This is a genomic window from Blautia intestinihominis (assembly GCF_040096655.1).
Taxonomy (GTDB): Bacteria; Bacillota; Clostridia; order Lachnospirales; family Lachnospiraceae; genus Blautia_A; species Blautia_A intestinihominis.
Genome location: NZ_JBBMEI010000010.1, coordinates 25,180 through 50,330, shown reverse-complemented (window position 1 = coordinate 50,330; position 25,151 = coordinate 25,180). Strand labels below are relative to the sequence as shown.

Genomic DNA, 25,151 nt, shown 5'->3' with positions numbered 1-25,151 from the left:
CCAAAAAAAGCTTTTGTCAAGAGAAAAAATTAACAACTTTGCATTCCGCAGCTTTCTGGTTTGTATATAAACACAAACATGCCCGGCAACAGGAGCAATCGCAAGAACTGCTGCCAATATCAAAAACGGCGGACGTACACCGATCGCCGGAATGGTCCACTCTGTCACACTTGTCATCGTGCTTGTCGTTCTGATGCCTTATGCCGGAATGATCCCTATGCCGACGATCGCCGCGATCCTTTTTATTGTTGTCTACAATATGTGCCAGTGGAGAACGTTCCGTGATCTGCTCAAAACCGCTCCAAAAAGTGACATTATCGTACTTCTGGCGACTTTCGTGCTGACAGTCCTCTTTGACCTGGTCGTTGCCATCGAAATCGGTATGGTGCTTGCATGTCTGCTCTTCATCAAACGAATGAGCGAAGAAACCCATGTTGACAGCTGGGTTTATACGGACGATGATACACCGGATATCAATGAACAGCCAATGCGCGTTATGAAAAAAGCCGGCTTTGTTGAACTTGTCGGAGAAGAAAATTTCCGCCCGAATATATCCGCGGCATTAAAAAGAGCTGAAGAGGTTATCTAAACCTTTTCAGCTTTTCCTTTTGTCGATTTCGCGCTATAATAGAGTTATCAATATACAACATAGGAAGGGAGATTTTATCATGTCCAAAACAATCCGTGAATTAACAGAAGACCTGCTCGCAGCACCATCCGCATGTGCCGAAGTCAAAGAAACTGCACAGAATTATCTCGATGCTATCGGCGGCGAAAATGAAGCTGCTGCTGCCAAAACATTCGTAGCAGAACTTGAAGAAGACATCATGCCGATCGACGGTCTGATTGCTTTTGCAGAGTCCGATATGGGTGCCAAAGTTTTCGGTGAAGAAGGTGCAAAAAACATCCTGATCCACGCCAAAGAGATCAAATCCAACGGAGCAAAATACTGCGACTGCCCTGCATGTGCAGCGTGTGAAGCACTGCTTGAGAAGAAGGATGAAATCCTGAAATAAGGGTTATTGTTTATCAGATAATTACATAAGCATTTAGAATGCCCAGACAATGCCGCATACGTTTTATCGGCTGCCATTGTCTGGGCGTTTGTCTGACAAGCTAAAGAGACCCGCTGGCATTTACTTAATGTCCATCAGCTTCTCCTGCACTTTCGCCGGAACTCTGATCAGCTCGAACTTCCAGAAAATACTATATATGTAAGAAATACCAAAAATCTGCCCTATCGCCTTCGGTCCTTTATATTCTGGCAGGATCAGCTCTGCTTTTCCATCTATATCACAAATCTGAGTTGCATCGATCACTTTGTGAAACGCCAGAAGCACAGAACTTCGAGTCAGAGTTTTGCTGCTTTCCTTACGGGACACCAGCAGTTCTCCACTGTATTCCCCGTTTCGCTTTCTCTTCACCACATAAGAAAACGGAAGCCCCGATGAAGTATTAAAAAACTCCCCCTGACCTGCCAGAAGTGCATCCCACAATAATTTATCAAGTTCTGTTTTCTTCTCCAAAATCCCCTTCTGCAGCCTTTTCACTGCCACCTCACGCTCGCTCTGATACATACTCACAAAACATCACCGTTCCTTAGTCTCAAGTGTTTTAGTTTTTTATAATTAAGTCATTATGTGTAATATATCACTTAATTTAAGTCTGGCATTACGCAAGAACGAAACGCTCTTTAATCTTACCAGTATCTCCAATATTTCTCTTCCAAAGATAATTTTGTCTCTGGTTTTATTCCATATTTTTCCAAAATTAAGTATTATATATCTTGCTTTTTATATTTCAGGTTTTATATATCCTGTTTCAAGTAAGTTGGTGATATAAAATGTCACAAAAAGGAGAATTTGTGATATGAATACGAAGGAAAGTTTCAGCACACGGCTTGCGCAGTTAAGAACGGATGAAGAAATCTCTGCCAGAGAAATGAGCCTTGATCTTGGTCAGAATCCCAGTTACATAAATCGAATTGAAAATCAGAAAGCTTATCCATCTATGCAGGTCTTTTTCTATATTTGTGATTATCTCAAAATCACTCCTGGAGATTTTTTTAACCAGCATATGAGTTACCCGAAAGAAATAAATGAATTAATCAAAATCCTTCAGAATCTGAACTCCGAGCAATTGAAGTTGATCAAACAGATTGCAGAACAGTTTTGTAAAAAGAAATAAAAAATTAAAAAATGAACCACAGAACAGTTTTTGACAGCTATTCTGTGGTTTTTGTTTTTTATTTCAATGTATCCCAGTCAATCTTACGATCTCTGTAGTAATACTCTCTGTCATGGTCGTTGAGTTCTCGAAGGACACGGCAGGGATTACCAAGATGAACATGCCGTCCGCCCCAGTTTGCATAAAACGGCGGCTCGATATAACAGCCTTCTCCTGCTTCTGCGAACATTTCTTTGATCAGCTCTGCTCATTTTTCCATCTGGGATGGGCGGGTCTGATTGTAGTCGTACATTTTTTCCAGGCAGGTCATCTGGAAACCTACAAGTTCTTTGATGTTTGGATTGAAAAAAAATACCAGCTTATAAAGCATAGTGTTGATGTTCCATACTATATCTTTATAAACTGGTGTTTCTTCTATTTATCTAACTCAATTACTCTTGTGCAGACTTTCTTGATCAGTTCCGGGCTGTGGCTGACTACGAGCATTCCGATATTTCTTCGTTCTGTTTCTTCGATGAGAAAATGCCAGATCTGGCTCTGGGTGATGAGATCCAGCATGGTTGTGATCTCGTCTGCCAGAAGGAAACGGGTTCTCTGTCCCAGGGCTCTTGCAATGCAGAAGCGCTGTAATTCTCCTCCTGAGAGTTCTGTCGGAAATCTATTCATCCAGTCAGGTTCTATTCCCAGCTTTTCGATCAGTTCCGGTGCTGTCCTGTCTCCTTCTTCGATTACATTTTTCATGCGGAGTCTTGGATTTACCGCCTGCTCCGGGTGCTGCCAGATCATCTGTACCGGACAGTATGCGCCATATTCGCTGAGTGGTTTGCCATCAAGAAGCACTTCGCCACTTTGCGGTGCTTCATATCCGGACAGGATCTTACACAGAGTTGTTTTGCCAAAACCACTGGGAGCTATGATTCCTACACGTTCACTGCTGTCTGCACTTAAACTGAACTGTCTCAGTATCTGTCTGCCTTTTACATCATAACTAAAAGACAGATTTTTTGCTTCAAGTCTCATAATATGCACCTCACATATCCACTGCCGGAAGCTTTCCATGGAATCTCGCCCTGACATTCCTGTGATTTCCTGTCGCATCGTGGTGCAAACGGGCATCCCTGCAGGTTATCTTTTACATAAGGCTGTACCCCGTCAATATATCGAAAACCGTGTTTCGGCATCGCACGCCAGAGTGCTCTGGTATATGGATGCCTAAGAGTTTCTTCCTCATTAAAATCATCCACTGCCGCATCTTCGATCGTATAACCGGCATAAAATACCTGTACTCTGTCTGCCGTTTCCAGGGCAAGTTCCAGATCATGTGTAATGACAAGAACAGCAGCTCCCATATCCGCAAGCTGGCGAAAATGTTCCATTGCACGTTTTGCGAGTTTCGGATCCAGCCCGGGTGTCGGTTCATCCGCGATGACCAGCTTTGGATTCTCGATCAATGCTGTAGAGATCATGATTCTCCTGGTCATTCCCCCGGAAAGTTCAAACGGATACTGTTCCTGAACCTTTTTATCCAGAGAATATTGTTCAAAAATAGAATCCAGATGTTTCTTCTTTTCTTTGTTCTTTTTTCCTTTGCAGATCTGCTGTCCGACCTTCATTAATGGATCCAGATAAGAAGTACTCTGCGGGACCAGAACGATTTCTTTCCCCCGCAGTTTCCGGATGTTTTTTTCTGTCAGCGGCTCTCCGCAGTATCGTATTTCTCCACCCATTTCAGCATTATATGGCAAAATCCCCATGATTCCATGTGCCAGCAGACTTTTGCCCGAACCGGAAGAACCGACTACTGCCACCATTTCTCCTGCATGGATCGTGACACTCAAATCTTTGATCACAGGCAGTTCTGTCTGCTGTATTCCTTTCTGGTACTGGGTAAAAGATATTTTCATGTTGTTGATTTCCAGAATTTTTTCCCTTTCCATTCTCTTCTCCTATTCGTGTGCACTTGCCGGATCCAGCAGCCTGCGGAGATTTTCACCTGTTGTATAAAAACATACAACGGTGATCACCAGCATAATTCCCGGAAATAATGCAAGCCACCACTTGCCTGTGATCAGATATTTCATTGCTTCTGACAAAATAATTCCGATCGCAGGCTGTTCATTTGACAGCCCGAACCCAAGAAAAGTGATACTGGATTCATGAAGGATCGCATGCGGAAAAAGAAGGACAAGTCCGACAATAAACTGCGGAAGCAGATGTGGAACCATGTGTTTCATTACGATATACAAGTTGCTTTTTCCCAGTTTTCTGGCTGTTTTTATGTAAATCTGTTCTTTGAGCTGCAGCACTTCACCTCTAATCAGTCTCGCCAGAGATGTCCAGTGCGTCAGTGCAACTCCAAGAATGACTCCCTTAAGTCCTCTTCCGCATGCAACGCAGATAAGGATCAGAAGAAGCATATGCGGAATTCCCATGACCAGGTCTATGATCCATGTCACAATGGTATCTGCTGTTTTTCCCATTGTTGCAGATACAACTCCAAGAATAAATGCCATGACCGCGCTGAACGTAGCTGCACATACTCCTATGATGATACTGATAGAAAGTCCTCTGACTGTCCGTGCAAACATATCTCTTCCAAGCCAGTCTGTACCAAACGGATATTTCAGGCAGGGTGCAAGGTTTTTTCTGGAAAAATCTGTTGCCCTTGCTGCATCTTCGCAGAACAGGCCGCTGATACAGACTGCTATAAGAAACACCACGGCGATAACAAGCCAGAGTACCAGAGTTTTTCTGCGGTTCCATCTGTTTTTCATCTTCCCGCACCCCCTCTTCGGATCCGCGGGTCGATGACTCCGTACAGAATATTGGCTATAAAGTTTCCTCCAAACACAAACAGTGCACTTATGATCGTGATCGCCATCAGAAGCGGCATATCACTTCCAAGACCTGCACTGACCGCTGCCTGTCCAAGTCCCGGATAGGAAAAAACCTGCTCCACAAGCACTGAGCCGCCAAATATCTCGCTGATCGAAGCAAACTGAAGTGTCACTGCCGGGCCAAGGACATTGCGGAAACCATGGTTTTTGAATATCTGCCAGTTACTCTCTCCTCTTGCTTTTGCAAAAAGCACGTAATCGCTGTCACAGATGTCGATCATTTTTTCTCTGGTATGCATGGCAATATTGGATATTCCTGTGATGGAAAGTGTCACCGCCGGAAGGATTGCATGACGCACACGGTCAAAAAAAGTCACTCCGCTTGCCTCAACTCCAATCGGTACACTTAATCCTATCGGAAGTATTTTGAGCCATACTCCAAAAATGATAAGCAACAGCATAGCAATCCAGAATGCCGGGGTACTGGAGATCACCAGACAGTATCCTTTGATGATCTTATCAATCGGTTTTCCACGGTTCATCCCTGCAAGTGAGCCCAGCAAAAAACCAATCAGTCCTGACAAAATCCATGCAATGATCATCAGAAACAGGGAATTTCCAAGTTTTACGGCGATCACTGTCGTTACCTTCTGTCGATAAAGGAGAGATATTCCCATATCTCCCCTCACAAAATCTCTGAACCATGCAATGTAGCGCTGCAGGGGCGGCTGTCCCACGCCCCAGTATTCTTCAAGTTTTGCGATCTGTTCCTGACTCATGCTTCCAAGCGCAGCCTGTCCGACGTTCGCTTTCAGAGGATCGATCGGAGAAGCTGTCATAAGTGCAAAAGCAGCAACACTGACCGCAAACAGCAGAAGCAGCACTTTAATGAAATTTTTTAAGATAAATTTTGCTTTTGAATTATTCAAGATCTGTTACTCCCATGACCACTGATCTACGTTATTTACGATAGACCAGCCATGTCCGTGTGGATGGATCTTCTGGTCAGCTACTTTGAGTCCGTCTTTTACAAAGTACAGATGATCAATATTGCAGAGCCAGATCCACGGGATATCTCCCTCCTGCGTAATTCCGCTCTCTCCGTCCCACTGGGCTTTTTTCCAAAGGTCATACGATGCTTCCAGATCACTGGATTTCAGAGCTTCATCCATATATTTGTCTACGGTTTCGTTCGCATATGGAGAGTACTCTGCAAGGCCGGTCTCGCTCATTGTATGATAGATGTTGTACAGCTCCATTGGTGTATGTGCGCCCCATCCCCATACAAGTGGCTCAGACTCTGCTCTTGTGTAGGCAGTATCCCAGTCAACGCCCTCTGTTGTCACTTCAATTCCAAGTTCGGCAAGCTGATTCTTGCTGTCTTCTGCCAGTGCCTGGCGAACAGAATCGGATGCCGGATACAGCATGGTAAGTTCCGCACGTACGCCGTCTTTTTCACGGATTCCGTCATCACCTTCTGCCCATCCTGCTGTTTCAAGAATTTCTTTTGCTTTATCCAGATCGTATTCTACTTCTGCTTCCTCGTTATACCATGGCATTTTATCGCACACACTGTATGCCGGGGTTCCGTAACCATTCAGGACATTCTGGATCATTTCTTCACGGTCAATGCCGATATTGATCGCACGTCTTACTTCCACATCGCTGGTGAAGTCATTTCCATAAGTTACTCCGTCAATTTCCTCTGCTGCAGTTGCCGGAAGGTTGAATCCGCGGTTATCTACTGTCTGCACGCTGAACAGATCATATCCGTCAACCGTCATATCTGAATAAGATGCCGCCGTATGTGCCACGTCTACCGTGCCGGACTGAGCTGCTGCCAGTGCTGCATCTTCTTCCATGAAAAGAACGGTTACTTTTTTCATTTTTGGTGCTTCGCCGTAGTAGTCCGGATTCGCCTCAAAAATAACCTGCTGTCCTTTGTCCCACTGTTTCATGATATAACGTCCGGAACCGATCGGATCCTGTCCGTAATTCTCATCATAAGCATGTTCCGGAACGATTCCCACAATTGCCATTGTATATGGCCAGACTGCAAATGGTGTGTTCATGTGAAATTCAACCGTTGTATCATCCACAGCCACTGCTTCTTTCAGCATGGAAAAATCATTGACGGAACTGTTATCGCGGCAGTTGTTGTATGTAAATGCCACATCGGATGCTGTCAGAGCTTCACCGTCTGTAAATTTGACATCATCCCGGATCTTAACAGTCCAGGTAAGTCCATCATCGCTCACAGAATAATCTGTCGCCAGGTCCATACCGATAGAAAGATCTGTGTTTGTAGTAGTAAGTGTGCTCTGGATCAGTGGCTCATGCACATGCTCTCCTGCGCCCCATCCATATGCCGGGTCAAAACCGGACTCCGGCTCAGATGTTGTCGGCATGGTTACGATTACTTCATCTTTCGCTGTGCTTTCTTCCTGTGCCGCAAATACAGTTGCAGATCCTCCTGCAAAGGATGCTGTCACACAGACCGCCATCATAATTGCCAGTAATTTTCTCTTCATTGTCTCATTTCCTCCTTTTGTTCTTATTTATGCATAACGCTGTGTCTATCAACAGTTTTATGGTTTGTTTTTATTTATTATGCATAACAAGTTCTATCAGTATACCATCAATTTCGGTCATATATAACCGCCCCTAGGGGATATTGACATATTCATATATCGCATGGATCATACTGTTTTTTTCATGGCTTTACATCCCCCTGGGAGGCTTGTTTTTACACTGCGTTTTGTTAAAATATAGTCAACACAAAGAACTGTGTTATTTTATCAAATAAAGGTGCACAGACCTCCACCCTTAAGGCACCAGTTAACCCATAATAAAAAAAGTACTTCTAATCCGCGGGAAGTACTTTTTTTATATTTATATCATTTTTAATTCATGGTCTTCATTCATAACCGCAAATCTGCTTCCGATCGTTTCTGCAAGATGTCGATTATGTGTGATAGTAATCAATGTCTTTCCTGCCCTCCGGTTATTATTCGCTGATTATTATGCTGTTGATTTATAAAACTGAATCTATTAATTTCTTTGTATAATCCATCTTCGGATGATTGATGATATCATCCGGTGTTCCATATTCTACTGTCTTTCCATGATAGAGAACCAGTACTTTGTCGCAGAAGGCCTGCACCAGCGCAAGGTCATGACAGATCAGGATAAATGACAGATTCTCTTTTTCTTTCAGTTCAATCAGAAGTTCCAGGATCTGTTTCTGCACAGTTACGTCAAGTGCGCTGGTGGCCTCATCACAGATCAGGATCTCCGGACTGACTGCAAGTGCTCTGGCAATTGCGGCTCGCTGGCACTGCCCTCCGCTGACCTGATGCGGATAACGGTCCGCGTATTCTTTAGAAAGGCCGCATCTTTCGAGAAGATTTTCCACACGTGTTCGTGTTTCTGTGCGATTTATCCCCATATTCCGGAGACTTTCCCCAATTCCGTCGCCCAAAGTACATCTCGGGTCAAAAGATTCCATTGGCATCTGAAAAACCATCTGGATATCCTGATAGGTTTTCCTTAAGCTTTTGCCTCCGACATGGGTAATGTCCTTTCCTTTAAGAAAAATCTGCCCATCCGTCACCGGCTCCAGATGTGTGATCATTTTGGCAATCGTACTTTTACCGGAACCGGATTCGCCTACGATTCCAAGGCATTCCCCCCGTTCCAGTTCAAAGCTTACATCATCCACTGCAGTCATGGATTTTTTCCCTGATATAAATACTTTTTTGAGATGATCCGCTTTCAGGATAATATCCGCCATTCTACTGCACCTCCTGATTCTCTGCCCGATTCAGATGAAGCACAGAACCCATCAACTTCTTTGTATATGGATCTTTCGGATGATCCAGGACAGCCTCAGTTTCTCCATACTCTCTTACCTGTCCGTTCTGTAGAACCAGTATCCTGTCTGTCATCATCCTTACAACGCCGATATTGTGAGTTACAAGAATCATTGCAGTATTGTATTCTTTACGCATGAGCAGAAGTTCTTCCACTACCTGCTTCTGAACAGTCACATCCAGTGCACTGGTCGGTTCATCTGCCAGAAGCAGATTCGGATGCATGATCATGGCTGTACAGATCCCCACTCTCTGGTTCATTCCACCGGAGAGTTCAAACGGATAACTGTCCAGCACACGGTCACTGTCATCCAGACCTATCTTCTTCATGATCTCTCCGGCACGTTCCCGGATTTCCTTTTTGCTGACTTTCTCATGTTCGGATACTGCCTCATGTATCTGTGCTCCAATTGTCCGAACGGGACACAATGCAGTTTTACAGTCCTGGAAGACCATTCCGATCTCTGTTCCCAGAAACTTACGGAGTTTTTTTTCACTCATGTCTGTAAGGTTCTCACCTTTGTACCAGATATCACCTCTTGTAACCAGACCTTCTTCTCCCAGAATCCCCATGATTGCCTTGATGATCGTACTTTTGCCGCTTCCGGACTCGCCCACGATTCCAAGGATTTCGCCCTGCTTTAATTCAAAGCTGACATCCTCAACCGTTGGTTTTCCATTATAAGAAATTGTCACATGCTCTACACGAAGCAAAGAATCCATAATTTATTTTCTCCTCAAAAATTGCTGCTGCAAGCAGAAGCAATAATTTTATTCTACATCCAGGTCAGCAGTGATCTCATAGTAATCACATGGATGTGCTGCCATTCCTGTAACATTTGACTTGGTTACGATTCCCATATTCAGATGAGATACAAAGAAGAACACATCATCATCCAGAATATCCTGCTGAAGTTCTACTGCAAGTTTTGCTCTTTCATCCTTGTCAAACGTCTGGTGAAGCTGATCTGTCAGTTTTGTTACTTCTTCATTCTGATAGTTACCATAGTTCTTGGCACCTGTTACTGTACTGGTAAAGAAGTATTCCGGATCACCTGTCGGTGCTGTAGTTGTAGAACTTACATATACATCAAAGTCTCCATTCTTTGCAATCGTCATATGGTCAGATGTATTATTTACAACCACATCGATTCCGATATCTTTCAGTGTAGCCTGTGCGTACTCGGCAAGTTTCGGCTGTTCCAGACGGGTTGGGTAAGTCAGCCAGTTAATGCTGAGTTTCTGTCCGTCTTTATCCACATATCCGTCTCCGTCTGTATCCGTCCAGCCGGATTCCTCAAGAAGTTTCTTAGCGCCTTCCGGGTCATAGGAAACCGTTTCTACTGCATCATTTCCATAAGAAAAGCCGCTTGGGAAAGCTGCTTTTGCCGGAACTCCACGTCCTTCCATGATGACAGAGCAGAATCCGTCTTTGTCGATTCCCATCTCAACAGCTTTACGAACATTCTGGTCTTTCATGATCTCTGAATCCATATTGAACTGACCAAAGAAGCATCGGCTGGTCGCACAGGAATTAATCGTGTAATCTGAATTATTTTCAAATAATGCATAGTTGTCATACTGGAGTCCATAAGTACCCTGAATATCACCTGTCTGCAGGGCTGCGGTCAATGCACTTCCGTCTGCAAAAGATTTGACTGTAACTTTATCTACTTTCACTTCACCGCCCCAGTAGTTATCGTTTTTTACCAGATCGATCTGGGTTGGAGTGACGTTCTCTGCAATATATGGGCCAGTTCCGGCCACATTGGCAGAACCGCCTTCACCCTGGATTCCATAATCCATGTCAATGATCGCACCATATGGATCACCAAGATAATTGATGATCGCCGGACATGGCTCTGTTGTATAAATGGTAAGTGTCAGACCATCTGCATCAATATGATCGATCTTGAGGTCATAAGGTGCACGGTCATGAACTGCGATCAGATCTTCCAGACATTCCTTGACTGCTTCCGCATCCATGGTACGTCCACTGGAAAACTGTACTCCGTCACGAAGTGTGATCTTTACAGTTGTATCATCCACAAATTCATAATCAGTTGCAAGCCATGGCTCTACTTCCATGTTGTCATTATATTTGAACAGAGTTTCGCCAACGCCATAACGAAGTGCACTCCAGCCTGAATAGTTGTCATGTGGGTTTAATCCCGCATCTCCCATTTCCTCGCTGTATCCGGTTGTTCCATAAACAAAAGCCTTTTCACCGTCAGCCCATACGGTTGTAGACATTCCTGCTACAAGCATTGCTCCTGTCAGAATTGCTGCAAGTAATTTCTTCTTCATAATCGTTGTTTCCTTTCTTTATTCTCTTATTTCTTTGCTCTTTCTTTTGGATCCATAAAATCTCTGAGTGTATCCCCGAGAAGATTAAAGATCATAACGGTTATAAATATGGCAAGTCCCGGTGCAAGTACCATCCATGGTGAGATCTGAAGCATACTTCTTCCATCATTAATCATGCTTCCCCACTCTGCCATCGGAGGCTGTACGCCAAGTCCGAGGAAGGACAGTCCTGCAAGTTCCATCATCATAGTTCCGATATCAAGAACAGAGGTAACCAGTATCGGACCTGCAATATTCGGTAAAATATGTTTAAACATAATTTTCAGTGTGCTGCTTCCCGAAAGTCTCACCGCCATCAGATATGGTGAATCTTTCTGTGCAAGAGTCAGTCCTCTGGCAAGTCTGGCAAACTTCGGCCATCCGATGACAGCCAGTGCTATGATCGCATTCTGGATGCCACCGCCAAGTACACCAGCTACTGCGAGGGCAAAAACAAGGCTTGGGAACGCAAGAAACAGATCTGATATACGCATCAGCACAGTATCTATGATTCCTCCACACCACCCGCAGATGATGCCGATCACCGTTCCAAGTATCGTGACGATTGCCACCAGAAGCAGTGTCGCATAAATACTGGTCGTACTTCCTACCAGTACACGCGAAAACATGTCTCTTCCGTAGCGGTCTGTACCCAGTATATGTTCTGCACTTGGCGGTTTCTGTGCCAGCAGAAGATCCTGTACATCCGGATCATACGGACAGAGCTTCCGTGCAAAAACAGCAACAACCAGAAGTATCAGGGTCAGTATTGTAAAAAAGATCAGTTTTTCTCTCACATGGTTTTTCTTTATCTTCTGTTTTCGGACAGATATCTGTTTCTTCTGCGTCATGCTCTGTCACCTCCTAATCTTACTCGAGGATCCAGATAGTGATAAATGATATCCGTGATCAGGTTTACAACCACATAAATGATTGCCATCCAGGCTACATATGCCTGAATGATCGGGTAATCTCTCATGGTAATGGCATCTACTGCCATTTTGCCAACACCATCCCACATAAAAATAGTCTCAACGATCGTAGTTCCTCCCAGAAGACTTCCTATTGATAAAGCCAGCAGAGTAATGATCGTCAGCATGGAAGACTTCATAACATTCTTCCAGATGATCACGCTTCCTCTCACACCTCTCGCCTTTGCTCCGACCACATAATCTTTGTTCAGTTCTTCAAGGATCGTAGTTCTCACCTGTCTGGTATACTTGGATGCCATAGATATGGCAAGTGTCAGTGTTGGCAGAACGAGGCTTAAAGCTATATTGTCCGTTGTGATTACCGGAAACCATCCAAGTCTGATGGAAAAAAAGTACATCAGCACCAGTGCTGCAAAGAAGTTTGGCATGGAATTCCCGATAAAACTCAGGAAACGTATCAGGTAATCGCTCCATTTATTATGCTTTACCGCCGAAAAAATGCCGAGTGGAATTGCGATCAGCATTGTCAGCAATACAGATGATACGGTCAGCATGATCGTTGCCGGAAGTTTTTCTACAAATGTTTCATAAACATCTCGTTTGGATACATAGCTCTTGCCCATATCTCCGGTTGCCATTCCTGCAAACCATTTCGCATACTGAATAAGAAATGGCTGATCCAGACCATATTCCTTCCGCGTCTCATCAATGACTTCCTGTGAAACTGCTGAACCGGCATTCTCATACATATACGTTACCGCATCACCACCTGCCAAACGCATCATGGCAAAAGACAAAAAAGTGATCCCAATTAGAATCGGGATCAGCTGAAGAAGTCTTTTAAAAATGTATTTAATCATGAATTCTCCTTTTGTGTCTGTAAATCCTCAGACAAAATATCCGCATAGTAATTCGTCAGATAAAGTCTATCAGATGTCAAAAAAGCACACAACCCCGTGGGAGGGTTATGTGCTATTCGTAGTTCGAATACCTTTCGTCTGTTCTGGAATGAGTCGGAATTAACTTTTGGGAAGTCTGCTTACCAGAAAGTCGAGAAATTCCTGTATACTTTCATCAATTTTTTCGCCTTTGTGGAGCATATAGCCAAAAATAACCTTACTGTCACCCATATTCAGCGGGATTCCCGGCGTAGTACCTGTTTTGTTCTCGGAAAGATAACTGCCGCTTACATTTGCAACCCGGCTGTTCCTGAGCATTTTTTCCATAATGTAGTCACTGTTGGTCAGCACAGAAATATCAAGATCTTTCCACTGGAATGCATCTTCCCGTGCAGCTCCGATATCAAAAAATTCATCCTGATAATTCTGGATAAAACGGATTCCTTCCAGATCTGCAAGCTCTGCTTTGTCCTTTCTGGAAGCATAAATTTCTGTCTTCCGCCCTGAATACAGGACTACATCTGTTTCATACATTGTAAAAAACTGTAGTTTATTTTTGGTCAGCTCGTGCAGGAAGTTCTCCTTTTGCTGACTCAGGATATAAACAAATCCAATGTCATCCATGTAGTCACGGACACGTTCCATAACACTCCGTACGCCTGCTGTTGTGATCTGAAAGTGATAGTTTTTTTCATAGGTTTCATTATAAAAATCTACAAACTGATTGGCAAACCAGGAACTTGGATTCAGCGAAATACGAATCCATTTTGTCATGCCTCCCAAAGCCATATTCTCCAGAACATTCATCTCATTTGTGATCTTACATGCATAGTGATAGACTTTCTGTCCCTGCACTGTCAGTCGGATTCCTCTCGGAAGGCGCTCAAAAAGCTGCATTCCAAGAGTGTCTTCCAGTGCCTTGATCACCTTGCTCACACTGGGCTGTGTCGAATAGAGGATCTTCGCCGCATCACTGAAAGACCCTGCCTGGGCACATGCCACAAAATATTGTAATTGTTTTAAATCCATATGATTCTCCGCATATCCTTATAGTCTGTGCAGTTGTCTGCCTGTCATTTAACTGTCCGCAGCATAAACAGCGGAGTCGGATTATAAAATTCGTCTTTTTCAAGATAGATCCTGCTGCTGATTCCTAAGTCTACCCGGAAATCTTTAAGATCCATAGATCCCAGGGTTTCCAGATCCCATGCCGGACGGCTGTAGGAACTGATCGGAAGCTGACGTTTGATCTCCTCGCACTCGCGCATCATGTCATTTCCGAGTGTGTTATGTGCATGATTTTCCGGAAGGTCTTCCACATTTGAGAAGTCTGTGATTCCGTAGTTTGCATCAAAATTAAGCAGTACACCGCCTTTTTTGAGGACGCGAAGCCACTCCTGATATGCGTGACGCACATGCGGCAATGTCCAGGTCAGATTTCTGGAAATGATCACATCAAAGGTGTCATCCGGGAATTCTGGATTCTCTGCATCCATAACTGTAAATTCGCAATTTACGCCCTCTTCTTCTGCAAGGATGCGGGCGTTTTTGATCATATCCGGTGTCAGGTCGATTCCAGTCACCTGATGGCCTGCTTTTGCAAGAAGGATAGTGAAAAATCCTGCTCCACAGCCCACATCGAGAATCTTGAGATTTTTTCCCTCCGGAAGCTGTGTATTGATTTCTTTCATCCAGCGTTCTGCCATGGTGCTGTGAAGTTCCTGTCTTCTCTGCTCCAGAAAACTGTCGCTTCGTTTTTCCCAGTATTTTACGATTTTTTCCTTGCGCTCGTCGTAGCGGCTCACGATTCTTCCGTAGGCGACCATCGGTCCATTGCCAAGTACCTGCAGCGTGCCGCACTGATAGAGAAGAACGCCGTCGAACTCTGCGATGCTGACTTCTTTGACTTTTCCCTCATAGTCACGGACTTCTCCAAGGATATCGCCTTCCTGGATCATGTCGCCGACTTTTTTGAATGGATACCAGAGACCGCTTTCCTCTGCATCCTGATAGCGGACATCTGCCACATCCAGCGGATAGTATGTCCTGAAATCCTTGATTCCCTGATAGATTCCCATATGGCACAGGATATTGCGGACATCTCTTCTGGTAGAGCGGACTTCTTCGTAATTCCAGTCGCCCATTCCGCCACGTTCAATCAGAATACTCGGAATTCCCTGTGAAGCCGCATAGTTGTAGGAACCGCCGGACGCCACGTTGGATTTTACCATGTATGGAACATCGACCTGTTCTGCCATTTTACGGGATTCTGCGACAACTTCTTCTGCTGCCATTCCTGCATAATAGACATACGGTGTTAATTTCTCATAGTCATCTCCACTGTGGAGATCGATGTAATAATCTGTCACCGGCTGAAGTTCCTGAGACACTGCCCATGCAAGGCGCTCCATTTCTGTTCCCTGCGGGTCTCCCGGAAATTCGCGGTTGAGATTTTTGTCATCAGTCAGTCCCATACTGCCGTTACGGGCCTCAAATGCAGGTCGGTTCATGACTTTGACAATGATGATCGTGCCTGTTACTTTTTCAATTTTGAGTTTCTGGGACAATTCGATCGCTGCCTGGATCCCGACATATTCTCCGGCATGAACACCTGCTGTGATCAGCATGGTCTTTCCTGTACCATGTCCGTGCAGGACAGTCGCCGGAAGTTTGATCTCGCCGTTTGCAAGTTCTAATTCTCCATTCCACTTCTCACCCGGCTCCACTGTTATATTTTTGAGATTAAAAGAATCTCTCTTTCTTCCTGTCAGGAGGAAGATCGGAGAAGTGCTGTTATTGATGATCTCTTCTTCTGTCCAGACTTCTTTCCAGACCGCTTCATCGCAGGAAACATCAAGAAATCCTGTTTTCTGCATAGTTTCGATATCCCACTTCGGACGTTCCAGACGACTTAATGGAACCTGGCGGGCAATCTCTTCCATCTTTTCGATGTCAGTTCCGCTGTAATAGTCCTCCACGTTTTGTTCTTCTGTCTGCTGCCGGTCTTTCTCATAGCTGTTTCGCTTTTCTTCATTATAAAGATGACCGTACCAGTCTGCATCAAAGTTATAAAGCATACCGCCTGGTTTGAGCACACGCAGCCATTCTTTATATGCGAGGTCCGGACGTGGAAGATTCCATGTTACATTTCTGGTTACAATGGCATCAAAGCTGTTGTTTTCCACATCAAGAGCCTGTGCGTCGCCGGTTTTCCACACAATACACTCCGCTAATCCACCGGCATTCTGCTGTGCTTCCTTGAGCATTTCTTCTGTATAGTCGATCGCCGTCACCTGATAGCCGGCTTCTGCGAGAAGGATTGCAAAAAATCCCGGGCCGGTTCCGACATCAAGGATTTTAATCTCTTTTGGTTCGCGCTCCGGGAACTGTTTTCCCAGTAGATCGAGGAGTTTCTCCCTCCACATGGTCTGTCTGGCATCTGCCATTTCCTGCTGATTATATTCTGAATAACCTCTGGCCCGGTTGGTCCAGTAGTCATGGATTTCGTTTTTAAGATCGCTCATGATTTGTTCTCTTTTCCGTATAAAATGTTATTTTTTAAGTATATAAAAAAAACACCCCTCCTACAAGCCGGGAGGGGGGATGTTTTGTCAGAAATTTGACAAATATGTTTTTACTGGAGAAAAATGCTCCACAGACAGATAGTCGGAAGGGATAACAAGGTTGAGAAGATGACCATTTTTGTCGCAAATGGAGAATCGACCTGGTATTTTTCTGCGAGGATACTGGTCGTTGCACCTGCCGGCATTGCTGCAAGGAGTACACACAGTCCCAGGACCGTTTTGCTCAGAGGCAGGAAACGGCAGACGATATAAACGATCGCCGGAATGATAATAAGTCTGTGAACTGTGTATTTCACAACTGTCCAGTCCCAGAAATCTTTGAGATTGATATCTGCAAGGATCATTCCAATGACCATCATCGACATTGCCGTATTACAGTTTCCGACAGCAGTCACCGCACCGTCGAGTCCTGGCGGGATTGGAAGTCCTGTGATCATCAGGATCATTCCAAGTACACATGCCAGAATGCATGGATGTGTGACGACTTTTTTCACCGTTTTCATCTTATCGCTGCTTCCGGAAAAAACAGCCAGACCGGAAGACCACATCATGATTCTCTGCGGGATCAGGTACACGCTGGCGAGAGCCAGTCCTTCTATTCCGTAAACGCCTTCCGCGATCGGGTTTCCAAGAAATCCTGCGTTTGAGCAGATAGTTCCGTACTGCAGGCACTTCCGACGGTCTTCGGATTCTTTTCGGAACATGACTTTTCCATAGATAACACAGAATACCTGAATACCGATCGAGATAAAAAGAATCGCCAGATAATTGCTGAAATCTCCATCCGTTGCACTCTGGGTAAATGCATGGAGGATGTTGCATGGCAGGATCAGATAGATGACCAGATCATTGATGTTCTTCTGCCCCTGCGGACCGATGATATGTATCTTTTTCATTAAAAATCCTACAGCTACCAGAATAAAGATCGTGAGCTGCAGTGTCAGCAGTGTTTTCATATTTTTTCTCCTCTAAGTGCCTTTTTTCCTTATAACAATATCACTTTTTCTGTGATTATTTTTGGCATTTTTTGAGTGTAGCACATTGAAGTATGTACCGCAAGAAGGACTGGTATATGTTTACGGTTATGTACAAAAAACGTGATATTCTACACGGTTTTTGAATGTTTTTCTGTCTGAAACTGTCTGTACCGTTGACGCATTTCCTGGTTTCCGGTACAATATTTTCAAGTAATGGGAGGAATTTTGCATAATGAATACAGTCTGGGAAACCGGGCGCAGCCGGAGGTTTTTACGAATGCATTTTCCGGGATCTGGTGGGCTGCTTCCACCCTGCTCACTGTAGGCTATGGTGATATTTATCCTGTCACCACGATCGGCAAGATTTTTGGTATTTTTATTGCATTTCTTGGTGTCGGCATGGTTGCGATCCCCACCGGTATCATTTCTGCAGGATTTGTCGACCAGTATTCGAGACTTAAACGGATCGGGGAATATGGTCAGGAAGAAGATGTGCATTTTATCCGCATCCGCCTCACCGAAAATGATCAATGGGTGAATCACAGGATCATGGAACTGAACATGCCGGAGCGTATTATCATCGCCGTGATCCAGCGAAATCACAGGATCCTTGTTCCAAAGGGCGATACGGTCGTGCTTTATACGCAGACGTATATGGCAAATGCGGATGATCTGGAGATTTAACAAATCTGCTATTGACGTTTTTCTGGTTCTCATGCTACAATTCTTTCGTCCAAAACATAGTGTGGATTTTTCTGGCTAAACCATTTTTCGCCACACAATTATCCTTCGGGGTGATTGTGCGGCGTTTTTTATGTTTTAAATTTTATAAAGGAGGCTTATTATGAATGACACATTTATGAAAGAAAAACCGGTTTTCCCGCTGATTTTGTCGATGGCTCTGCCTATGGTGATCTCTATGCTTGTGAATTCTCTGTACAACATTGTGGACAGCTTTTTCGTGGCACAGATCAGTGAAAATGCGATGACTGCGCTGTCGCTTGTCTATCCGATCCAGAACTTTGCGAATGCGATCGCGATCGGATTTGGGATCGGGATCAGTGCTCAGATTGCGATCTGTCTTGGTGCCGGAAACAAAGAAACTGCCAGCAAAGCAGCGACTCATGGGCTTGCATTATCTGCCCTGCACGGTGTTCTTCTGACGATCGGATGCATCCTTGTGATGCCGGGATTTCTGGTGCTTTTTACTTCTGACGCAGATGTTATCGACCTTGGAATCCGGTATTCCACGATCGTTTTTCTGTTTGCAACTATAAACACTACTAACCTTTCCTACGAAAAAATCTTCCAGGGTGTGGGCAAAATGAAGGTTACTATGATCGGGCTTATGGTCGGCTGTGTTTCCAATATTATACTTGATCCGCTGCTGATCTTTGGTATCGGACCGTTCCCTGCAATGGGGATTGAAGGTGCTGCGATCGCAACTGGTCTGGGGCAGGTATTCAATCTTGTTTTCTATTTGATCGTCTACAAAATACAGCCTCTCCAGGTCAGATTAAGCCGGAAATATTTACATCCGGACAAAGCTCTGATCGCAAGATTATACTCTGTTGGCATTCCGGGAGCACTGAATCTTGCGCTTCCATCTGTGCTTGTTTCTGCATTGAACGGACTCCTTGCGGCCTACTCTCAGAGTTATGTGGTAATTCTTGGAATCTACTATAAACTGCAGACGTTTCTCTATCTTCCGGCGAGCGGGATCGTGCAGGGAATGCGTCCTGTGATAGGATATAATTATGGTGCCGGAGAGCACAAAAGAGTGAAAAAAATCTACTATGTTACGCTTTGTATGAGTGGTGTGATCATGCTTGTTGGAACCATCATCTGTCTGACTGTTCCGGGGCAGCTTATGGGAATGTTTACTACGAATCCGGAGACAATTGCTGCCGGAAAAACGGCTCTTCGTATTATATGTGCGGGATTTCTGGTTTCTTCTGTGTCTGTTACGGCATGTGGTGCGCTGGAAGGACTTGGAAGGGGGACTGCTTCTCTTGTTGTTTCGCTGTGTCGGTATTTGATCATAATTCTTCCTGCGGCTTTTATCCTTAGCCGCATCTTGGGGGCTGTGGGGGTATGGCATGCGTTTTGGATTGCGGAGGCGCTGACCGCTGGGGTGGCTTTCTTCATCAGCCAGAAGGTTATCGGGGTGTGATTCCCCGTGCCCCGTTGTTTTTTTGGTTTCTTGTTTCCTTTTTTGCTCGCCTGGGCGAGGTTAGGACCGAGGGGACGTGGCCCGTCCCCCTCAGGCACCCCTAGGCTTTTTTTGAGCTTTGGTGGAGACCCTGGTTGTTTTATGGGGAAGGTGATGCTGTGTGGGTCCATACTATTGGTGGGAATTGATTTGCCTGTAACGCGGTTTGGTCTTTTTTGTGGTTCTGATGACTTAATTGCGACTTTCCCATGTTCTGGTCTACTTTTCTTTGTGGTTCTGATAACTCGCTTGCGGCTTTCTCTTGTTTTGGTCTACTTTTCCTTGAATTTCCGATGACTTGCTTGCGGCTTTCTCTTGTTCTGGTCTACTTTTCTTTGCATTTCCGATGACTTAATTGTAGTTTTGTTATATCCTGGTCTATTTTTCTTTTTATTTTGGATGATCTGTCTGTAGCTTTCTTGCATTTAGGTCATCTTTTTTTATTTTCTCTTGACAAATACCCTCATGGGGTATATATTACAGGCATAGTAAACATACCCCGTGAGGGTATTTTGGATATGTATTTTGAGTATATTTTAGAAAGGAAGTTGGTCTATGGAGAATAATAATGATGTGACGAAGACTCCTGTCTGTTCCTGTTGTTGTACGAAGCATACGGATCGGTCGGAGGCGGAGAGGAAGAAGCTGGTGAATCGGCTGAAGCGTATCGAGGGGCAGATTCGGGGAATCATAGGGATGTTGGAGAATGATGCTTATTGTAATGACATCCTGATCCAGTCCGCTGCTGTCAATGCCGCTGTCAACTCTTTTAATAAAGAGCTTCTTGCGAATCACATCCGTACCTGTGTGGCACGTGATATCCGTGCCGGTAAGGATGAAACGATCGACGAGCTGGTTGCAACTCTGCAGAAACTGATGAAATAACTGTAACTGTAAAAATCACAGAAAAGAAACTCAACAAACACAAAGACAAAGTATTTAAGGAGGAAGAAAAATCATGAAACCAGCTGATATCATTATTTTACTTATTGTCATTGTCGCTATGGTCTTTGCAGCGCGCAAGGCTGCCGGACATTTTAAGGGAGACTCTCTCTGCTGCGGAGGCGGCGATGGAAGTTCCAAGAAACCGAAGAGAAAATTCCTGGACGGCCCTGTTCTTGGAACCAGGACGATCCGCATCGAAGGCATGCATTGCCAGCACTGCGTGGATTCTGTAACCAATGCTCTCAACGAGATCGACGGAGTCGTTGCAGAAGTTGATCTAAAAAAAGAAATCGCAACTGTTTCCTATGACCGTTCCATTTCTGACGGCGACCTTCGCGAAGCAGTAAAAAAAGCAGGCTTTACATGCCTGAGCATTTCATAAGAGGAGGCACACAATGGAACAATACAACGTCACCGGTATGAGCTGCGCTGCCTGCAGCACCCGTGTGGAGAAGGCTGTATCCAAAGTGCCGGGAGTCACATCCTGCTCTGTCAGCCTTCTGACAAACTCCATGGGTGTGGAAGGAACGGCTTCCCCCCATGATATTATCAATGCCGTAGAACAGGCAGGTTACGGCGCATCCCTCAAGGGAGCCAATAAGGAACAGGTTTCCATATCTGAAGCCGAAGAAGCCCTCGAGGATCACGAGACACCGATCCTCAAGCGTCGTCTGATCGCTTCCGTCGGATTTTTGCTCGTGCTGATGTACTTCTCCATGGGACATATGATGTGGGGCTGGCCGCTGCCTGCATGGTTTAATGACAACCATATCGCAATGGGTCTTGTGCAGCTTCTGCTTGCCGGAATCATCATGGTCATCAACCAGAAATTTTTCATCAGCGGATTCAAGAGCCTGTGGCATCGTGCCCCGAACATGGACACACTCGTTGCCCTCGGTTCCATGGCATCTTTTGTATGGAGTGTCTACGCACTCTTCGCCATGACAAGAGCTCAGGTCGACGGCGATTCTGCCGCTGTCATGAACTACATGATGGATTTTTACTTCGAATCCGCGGCAATGATCCTGACCCTGATCACCGTTGGCAAAATGCTTGAAGCCCGTTCCAAGGGAAAAACCACTGACGCTCTCAAGAGCCTCATGAAACTCGCGCCAAAGACCGCTGTCGTTCTCCGCGACGGTCAGGAAACTACTGTCCCGATCGAACAGGTCCACAAAGGAGACATCTTTGTGGTCCGCCCAGGAGAAAACATCCCGGTTGATGGTGTGATCGTCGAGGGAACCAGTGCTGTCAACGAATCTGCCCTTACAGGCGAAAGCATCCCGGTTGACAAAGCCGCCGGAGATCTTGTTTCTGCTGCTACTGTCAACCAGTCCGGATTTATCAAATGTGAAGCAACCCGCGTCGGCGAGGACACTACCCTCTCCCAGATCATCAAAATGGTAAGTGACGCAGCTGCTACCAAAGCTCCGATCGCCAAGATCGCAGACCGTGTTTCCGGTGTTTTTGTGCCGACAGTCATCACAATCGCGATTCTCACCACGCTTGTCTGGCTTCTGACCGGACATGAATTCGGCTATGCACTTGCCCGCGGAATTTCCGTTCTCGTTATCAGTTGTCCATGCGCGCTCGGACTTGCCACTCCGGTAGCGATCATGGTCGGCAACGGAATGGGTGCCAAGAACGGTATCCTGTTCAAAACCGCTGTTTCTCTTGAAGAAGCAGGCAAAGTCCAGATCGTTGCCCTGGACAAAACCGGTACGATCACCAGTGGTCAGCCGGAAGTGACAGATCTGCTCCCGGCAGATGGGATTTCTGAACAGGAACTCCTCACCATGGCATTTGCCCTGGAAAAAAAGAGCGAGCATCCTCTTGCCAAAGCGATCCTTGGCCACGCCGAAAGCCTTCATCTCACAGCACCGGAAGTCACCGATTTCCACGCTCTTCCGGGAAATGGACTTTCTGCTGTGCTTGATAATGAAACTCTGATCGGTGGAAGCATGAAATTTATCAGCAGCCAGGTAAGCGTTCCTGCCGCACTCTCCCAGAAGGCAGAAAAGCTTGCAGAAGAAGGAAAAACTCCCCTCCTTTTTGCCCGCAATGGCAAGCTGGCCGGCATCATCGCTGTCGCTGACGTCATCAAAGAAGACAGCCCGCAGGCAGTCAAAGAACTCCAGAATATGGGAATCCGTGTTGTCATGCTGACCGGTGACAATGAGCGTACCGCAAGAGCGATCGGTGCCCAGGCAGGCGTGGACGATGTCATCGCAGGCGTTCTCCCTGACGGCAAGGAAAGCGTGATCCGTTCCCTCAAAGAACAGGGCAAAGTTGCCATGGTCGGCGACGGTATCAACGATGCTCCTGCCCTCACACGCGCAGATATCGGAATCGCGATCGGTGCCGGAACAGACATTGCGATCGACGCAGCTGATGTCGTTCTGATGAAGAGCCGTTTAAGCGATGTTCCTGCCGCTGTCCGTCTCAGCCGTGCCACATTGAAAAATATCCACGAAAATCTTTTCTGGGCATTTTTCTACAATGTGATCGGCATTCCGCTGGCTGCTGGTGTATGGATCCCGATCTTCGGATGGACACTGAATCCGATGTTCGGTGCCGCCGCAATGAGCCTTTCCAGCTTCTGCGTTGTCACCAACGCCCTGCGTTTGAACCTGTTTAAGATCCACGACACAAAAAAGGACAAAAAAATCAAACAAGCTACTTCCATTGAGGTAAAAAATGATTATAATATAAAAGAAAAGGAGCAAAAAGCTATGGTAAAAGTTACAGTTAATGTTGAGGGAATGATGTGCGGACACTGCGAAGCACACGTAAATGAAGCAATTAAGAAAGCATTCGGTGTAGAGGAGGTCGTATCTTCTCACGAAAGCAACACAACCGTTTTTACAGCACCGGAGAAGGTTGATGAGGACAAGATCCGCCAGACGATCAAAGATGCCGGATACGAAGTAACCGGAATTACACAGGAATAAAATCTTACAAATTTATAATCATCATATTTCAAACATCAGACGGTTCCGCATACTATTTCGGAACCGTTTGTTGCATGTCATAAATTATTTTTTACTTTACGGGGGGAACTTATGAACAACACACAGGACAAAAATAATCCAGAAGAGACTAAAGATCTGGATTATTATCTCGGACACATCCGCTATGATATGACGAATCTTATCAAATGGCTGGTCCTCGCAGTACTGACCGGCCTGACCGTCGGCTTTATCAGCAGCCTTTTTGCGAGGGCACTCAAATTTGTCACAAATTACCGGGCAGAAAACACATGGATCTTTTTCCTGCTGCCGGTATCCGGTTTGGTGATCGTATTTCTTTATCAGAAATTTGGACGCGAGGATGGCGGTACGAATCAGGTACTCTCTACGATCCGCTCTCAGGATGATGTGCCTTTTCGCTCTGCTCCACTGATCTTTGTTTCTACGATCCTTACCCACCTTGTGGGTGGTTCTGCTGGTCGTGAAGGTGCTGCGATCCAGCTTGGCGGAAGCATTGGAAATCAGCTTGGAAGCTGGTTCCGGCTCGATGAAGAAGACCGTCATGTCATGGTCATGTGCGGCATGAGTGCTGCTTTTGCTGCTGTTTTTGGCACGCCGATGGCGGCTGCTGTATTCGCAATGGAGGTTATCAGTGTCGGAGTTATGTACTATGCGGCACTTGTTCCCTGCGTGATCTCATCCCTGATCGCATCGGAATTCGCTGCCGGTTTTGGCATCAATCCTGAGTCATTTCATGTTGTAAATATCCCTGAATTGTCCGTCATAACAGGCGGCAAAATGGTCATCATCGCAGTCGCATGTGCCGCAGTCAGCATCATTTTCTGCATGGTTCTTCAGGGTGTCAGCAGGCTTTATACCAGGTATCTTCCTAATCCATATGTCCGCATCGTGGCGGCAAGTGCAGTCATTATTGTGATCACTCTTCTGCTTCATACGACTGATTACATGGGTGCCGGAAACAACCTTATTGAACTCGCGGTAGAGGAAGATCAGACTCGTCCACTGGACTTTTTGTGGAAGATAATCCTTACTGCCCTGACTATGCGTGCCGGTTTTCGCGGCGGCGAGATCGTCCCTTCTTTCTGCATCGGAGCCACCTTCGGATGCCTTATGGGACAACTTCTCGGGCTTTCTCCATCCTTGTGTGCAGCCGCAGGCATGACGGCTCTTTTCTGTGGTGTTACCAACTGCCCGATCACCTCGATCCTGATCGCATTCGAGCTGTTTGGATTCCGTGGAGTTTCCTATTATCTGATCGCTGTCTCCATCAGTTATGCCGTTTCCGGATACTATGGACTGTATAAAGATCAGACAATTGTATATTCTAAATACAAAGCCAAATACATCAATCGTCATACCAGGTTTTAATC

At 45.4% G+C, this 25,151-nt stretch carries 24 protein-coding genes and 1 pseudogene; 9 read left to right on the top strand and 16 right to left on the bottom strand.

Annotated features, from left to right (window positions below):
* Positions 1–82: 82 nt before the first annotated feature.
* Positions 83–589 (top strand): annotated as a pseudogene (locus WMO75_RS04970) (SulP family inorganic anion transporter); the annotation flags it as partial.
* Between the two features lie 79 nt (positions 590–668).
* On the top strand, positions 669–1,016 hold the full coding sequence (locus WMO75_RS04965; protein WP_118699108.1) for a molecular chaperone Hsp90: 348 nt from the start codon (positions 669–671) through the stop codon (positions 1,014–1,016).
* A gap of 120 nt (positions 1,017–1,136) precedes the next feature.
* Here WMO75_RS04965 and WMO75_RS04960 read toward each other — a convergent pair whose 3' ends face one another.
* Positions 1,137–1,577: a hypothetical protein gene (locus WMO75_RS04960; protein ID WP_227222684.1), complete on the bottom strand. Its 441-nt coding sequence runs from the start codon at positions 1,575–1,577 to the stop codon at positions 1,137–1,139.
* Between the two features lie 292 nt (positions 1,578–1,869).
* Between WMO75_RS04960 and WMO75_RS04955 the strand changes: the two genes are divergently transcribed.
* Entirely contained in the window at positions 1,870–2,187 is a 318-nt protein-coding gene (locus tag WMO75_RS04955) for a helix-turn-helix domain-containing protein (RefSeq protein ID WP_118252333.1), read from the top strand.
* Positions 2,188–2,245: 58 nt separating this feature from the next.
* Here WMO75_RS04955 and WMO75_RS04950 read toward each other — a convergent pair whose 3' ends face one another.
* The 15 genes from WMO75_RS04950 to WMO75_RS04880 all read right to left on the bottom strand — a co-directional run bounded on the left by WMO75_RS04950 (position 2,246) and on the right by WMO75_RS04880 (position 17,613).
* Positions 2,246–2,416: a hypothetical protein gene (locus tag WMO75_RS04950; RefSeq protein WP_331529555.1), complete on the bottom strand. Its 171-nt coding sequence runs from the start codon at positions 2,414–2,416 to the stop codon at positions 2,246–2,248.
* A gap of 18 nt (positions 2,417–2,434) precedes the next feature.
* Positions 2,435–2,557: a hypothetical protein gene (locus WMO75_RS04945; RefSeq protein WP_331529557.1), complete on the bottom strand. Its 123-nt coding sequence runs from the start codon at positions 2,555–2,557 to the stop codon at positions 2,435–2,437.
* A gap of 44 nt (positions 2,558–2,601) precedes the next feature.
* Complete coding sequence (locus tag WMO75_RS04940) at positions 2,602–3,207, bottom strand: ABC transporter ATP-binding protein (protein ID WP_173905689.1); 606 nt, start codon at positions 3,205–3,207, stop codon at positions 2,602–2,604.
* On the bottom strand, positions 3,204–4,124 hold the full coding sequence (locus tag WMO75_RS04935; protein ID WP_173905688.1) for an oligopeptide/dipeptide ABC transporter ATP-binding protein: 921 nt from the start codon (positions 4,122–4,124) through the stop codon (positions 3,204–3,206). The genes WMO75_RS04940 and WMO75_RS04935 overlap by 4 nt, the downstream gene beginning before the upstream one ends.
* Before the next feature lie 9 nt (positions 4,125–4,133).
* Positions 4,134–4,961, bottom strand: coding sequence for an ABC transporter permease (locus WMO75_RS04930; RefSeq protein WP_291581484.1), 828 nt, complete (start codon positions 4,959–4,961; stop codon positions 4,134–4,136).
* On the bottom strand, positions 4,958–5,953 hold the full coding sequence (locus WMO75_RS04925) for an ABC transporter permease (protein ID WP_243002373.1): 996 nt from the start codon (positions 5,951–5,953) through the stop codon (positions 4,958–4,960). Before WMO75_RS04925 ends, WMO75_RS04930 begins: the two co-directional genes overlap by 4 nt.
* Positions 5,954–5,959: 6 nt before the next feature.
* Entirely contained in the window at positions 5,960–7,555 is a 1,596-nt protein-coding gene (locus WMO75_RS04920) for an ABC transporter substrate-binding protein (protein ID WP_303019340.1), read from the bottom strand.
* A 503-nt stretch (positions 7,556–8,058) separates the two neighbouring features.
* On the bottom strand, positions 8,059–8,817 hold the full coding sequence (locus WMO75_RS04915; RefSeq protein WP_118699111.1) for an ABC transporter ATP-binding protein: 759 nt from the start codon (positions 8,815–8,817) through the stop codon (positions 8,059–8,061).
* A 1-nt stretch (position 8,818) separates the two neighbouring features.
* The gene (locus tag WMO75_RS04910; RefSeq protein ID WP_303223297.1) at positions 8,819–9,619 is read right to left on the bottom strand and encodes an ABC transporter ATP-binding protein; all 801 of its coding nucleotides are present in this window, start codon (positions 9,617–9,619) and stop codon (positions 8,819–8,821) included.
* 48 nt (positions 9,620–9,667) lie between these two features.
* Positions 9,668–11,203 carry an ABC transporter substrate-binding protein gene (locus WMO75_RS04905; protein WP_349077710.1) on the bottom strand — a complete coding sequence of 512 codons (1,536 nt, stop codon included), beginning with the start codon at positions 11,201–11,203 and terminating at the stop codon, positions 9,668–9,670.
* Between the two features lie 26 nt (positions 11,204–11,229).
* Complete coding sequence (gene nikC / locus WMO75_RS04900) at positions 11,230–12,093, bottom strand: nickel transporter permease (RefSeq protein WP_173903261.1); 864 nt, start codon at positions 12,091–12,093, stop codon at positions 11,230–11,232.
* Positions 12,090–13,034, bottom strand: a complete 945-nt coding sequence (gene nikB / locus WMO75_RS04895; protein ID WP_118699115.1) for a nickel ABC transporter permease — start codon at positions 13,032–13,034, stop codon at positions 12,090–12,092. Before nikB ends, nikC begins: the two co-directional genes overlap by 4 nt.
* Positions 13,035–13,193: 159 nt before the next feature.
* On the bottom strand, positions 13,194–14,102 hold the full coding sequence (locus WMO75_RS04890; protein WP_118699116.1) for a LysR family transcriptional regulator: 909 nt from the start codon (positions 14,100–14,102) through the stop codon (positions 13,194–13,196).
* Between the two features lie 44 nt (positions 14,103–14,146).
* Positions 14,147–16,597 (bottom strand): methyltransferase domain-containing protein, encoded by a 2,451-nt coding sequence (locus WMO75_RS04885; protein WP_303223298.1) that lies wholly within the window; start codon positions 16,595–16,597, stop codon positions 14,147–14,149.
* Between the two features lie 110 nt (positions 16,598–16,707).
* On the bottom strand, positions 16,708–17,613 hold the full coding sequence (locus WMO75_RS04880) for an AEC family transporter (protein WP_303223299.1): 906 nt from the start codon (positions 17,611–17,613) through the stop codon (positions 16,708–16,710).
* Positions 17,614–17,859: 246 nt separating this feature from the next.
* Between WMO75_RS04880 and WMO75_RS04875 the strand changes: the two genes are divergently transcribed.
* The 6 genes from WMO75_RS04875 (at position 17,860) to WMO75_RS04850 (ending at position 25,149) form a co-directional block, all read left to right on the top strand.
* Complete coding sequence (locus tag WMO75_RS04875) at positions 17,860–18,318, top strand: potassium channel family protein (RefSeq protein WP_303223300.1); 459 nt, start codon at positions 17,860–17,862, stop codon at positions 18,316–18,318.
* Between the two features lie 160 nt (positions 18,319–18,478).
* Positions 18,479–19,807: an MATE family efflux transporter gene (locus WMO75_RS04870; protein ID WP_118252346.1), complete on the top strand. Its 1,329-nt coding sequence runs from the start codon at positions 18,479–18,481 to the stop codon at positions 19,805–19,807.
* 594 nt (positions 19,808–20,401) lie between these two features.
* Complete coding sequence (locus WMO75_RS04865) at positions 20,402–20,731, top strand: metal-sensing transcriptional repressor (RefSeq protein ID WP_022215511.1); 330 nt, start codon at positions 20,402–20,404, stop codon at positions 20,729–20,731.
* Between the two features lie 73 nt (positions 20,732–20,804).
* Positions 20,805–21,173, top strand: coding sequence for a heavy-metal-associated domain-containing protein (locus WMO75_RS04860; RefSeq protein WP_022215512.1), 369 nt, complete (start codon positions 20,805–20,807; stop codon positions 21,171–21,173).
* Between the two features lie 13 nt (positions 21,174–21,186).
* Positions 21,187–23,742 (top strand): heavy metal translocating P-type ATPase, encoded by a 2,556-nt coding sequence (locus tag WMO75_RS04855; RefSeq protein ID WP_349077709.1) that lies wholly within the window; start codon positions 21,187–21,189, stop codon positions 23,740–23,742.
* A gap of 111 nt (positions 23,743–23,853) precedes the next feature.
* Positions 23,854–25,149 (top strand): chloride channel protein, encoded by a 1,296-nt coding sequence (locus WMO75_RS04850; protein ID WP_118699121.1) that lies wholly within the window; start codon positions 23,854–23,856, stop codon positions 25,147–25,149.
* Positions 25,150–25,151 lie beyond the last annotated feature (2 nt).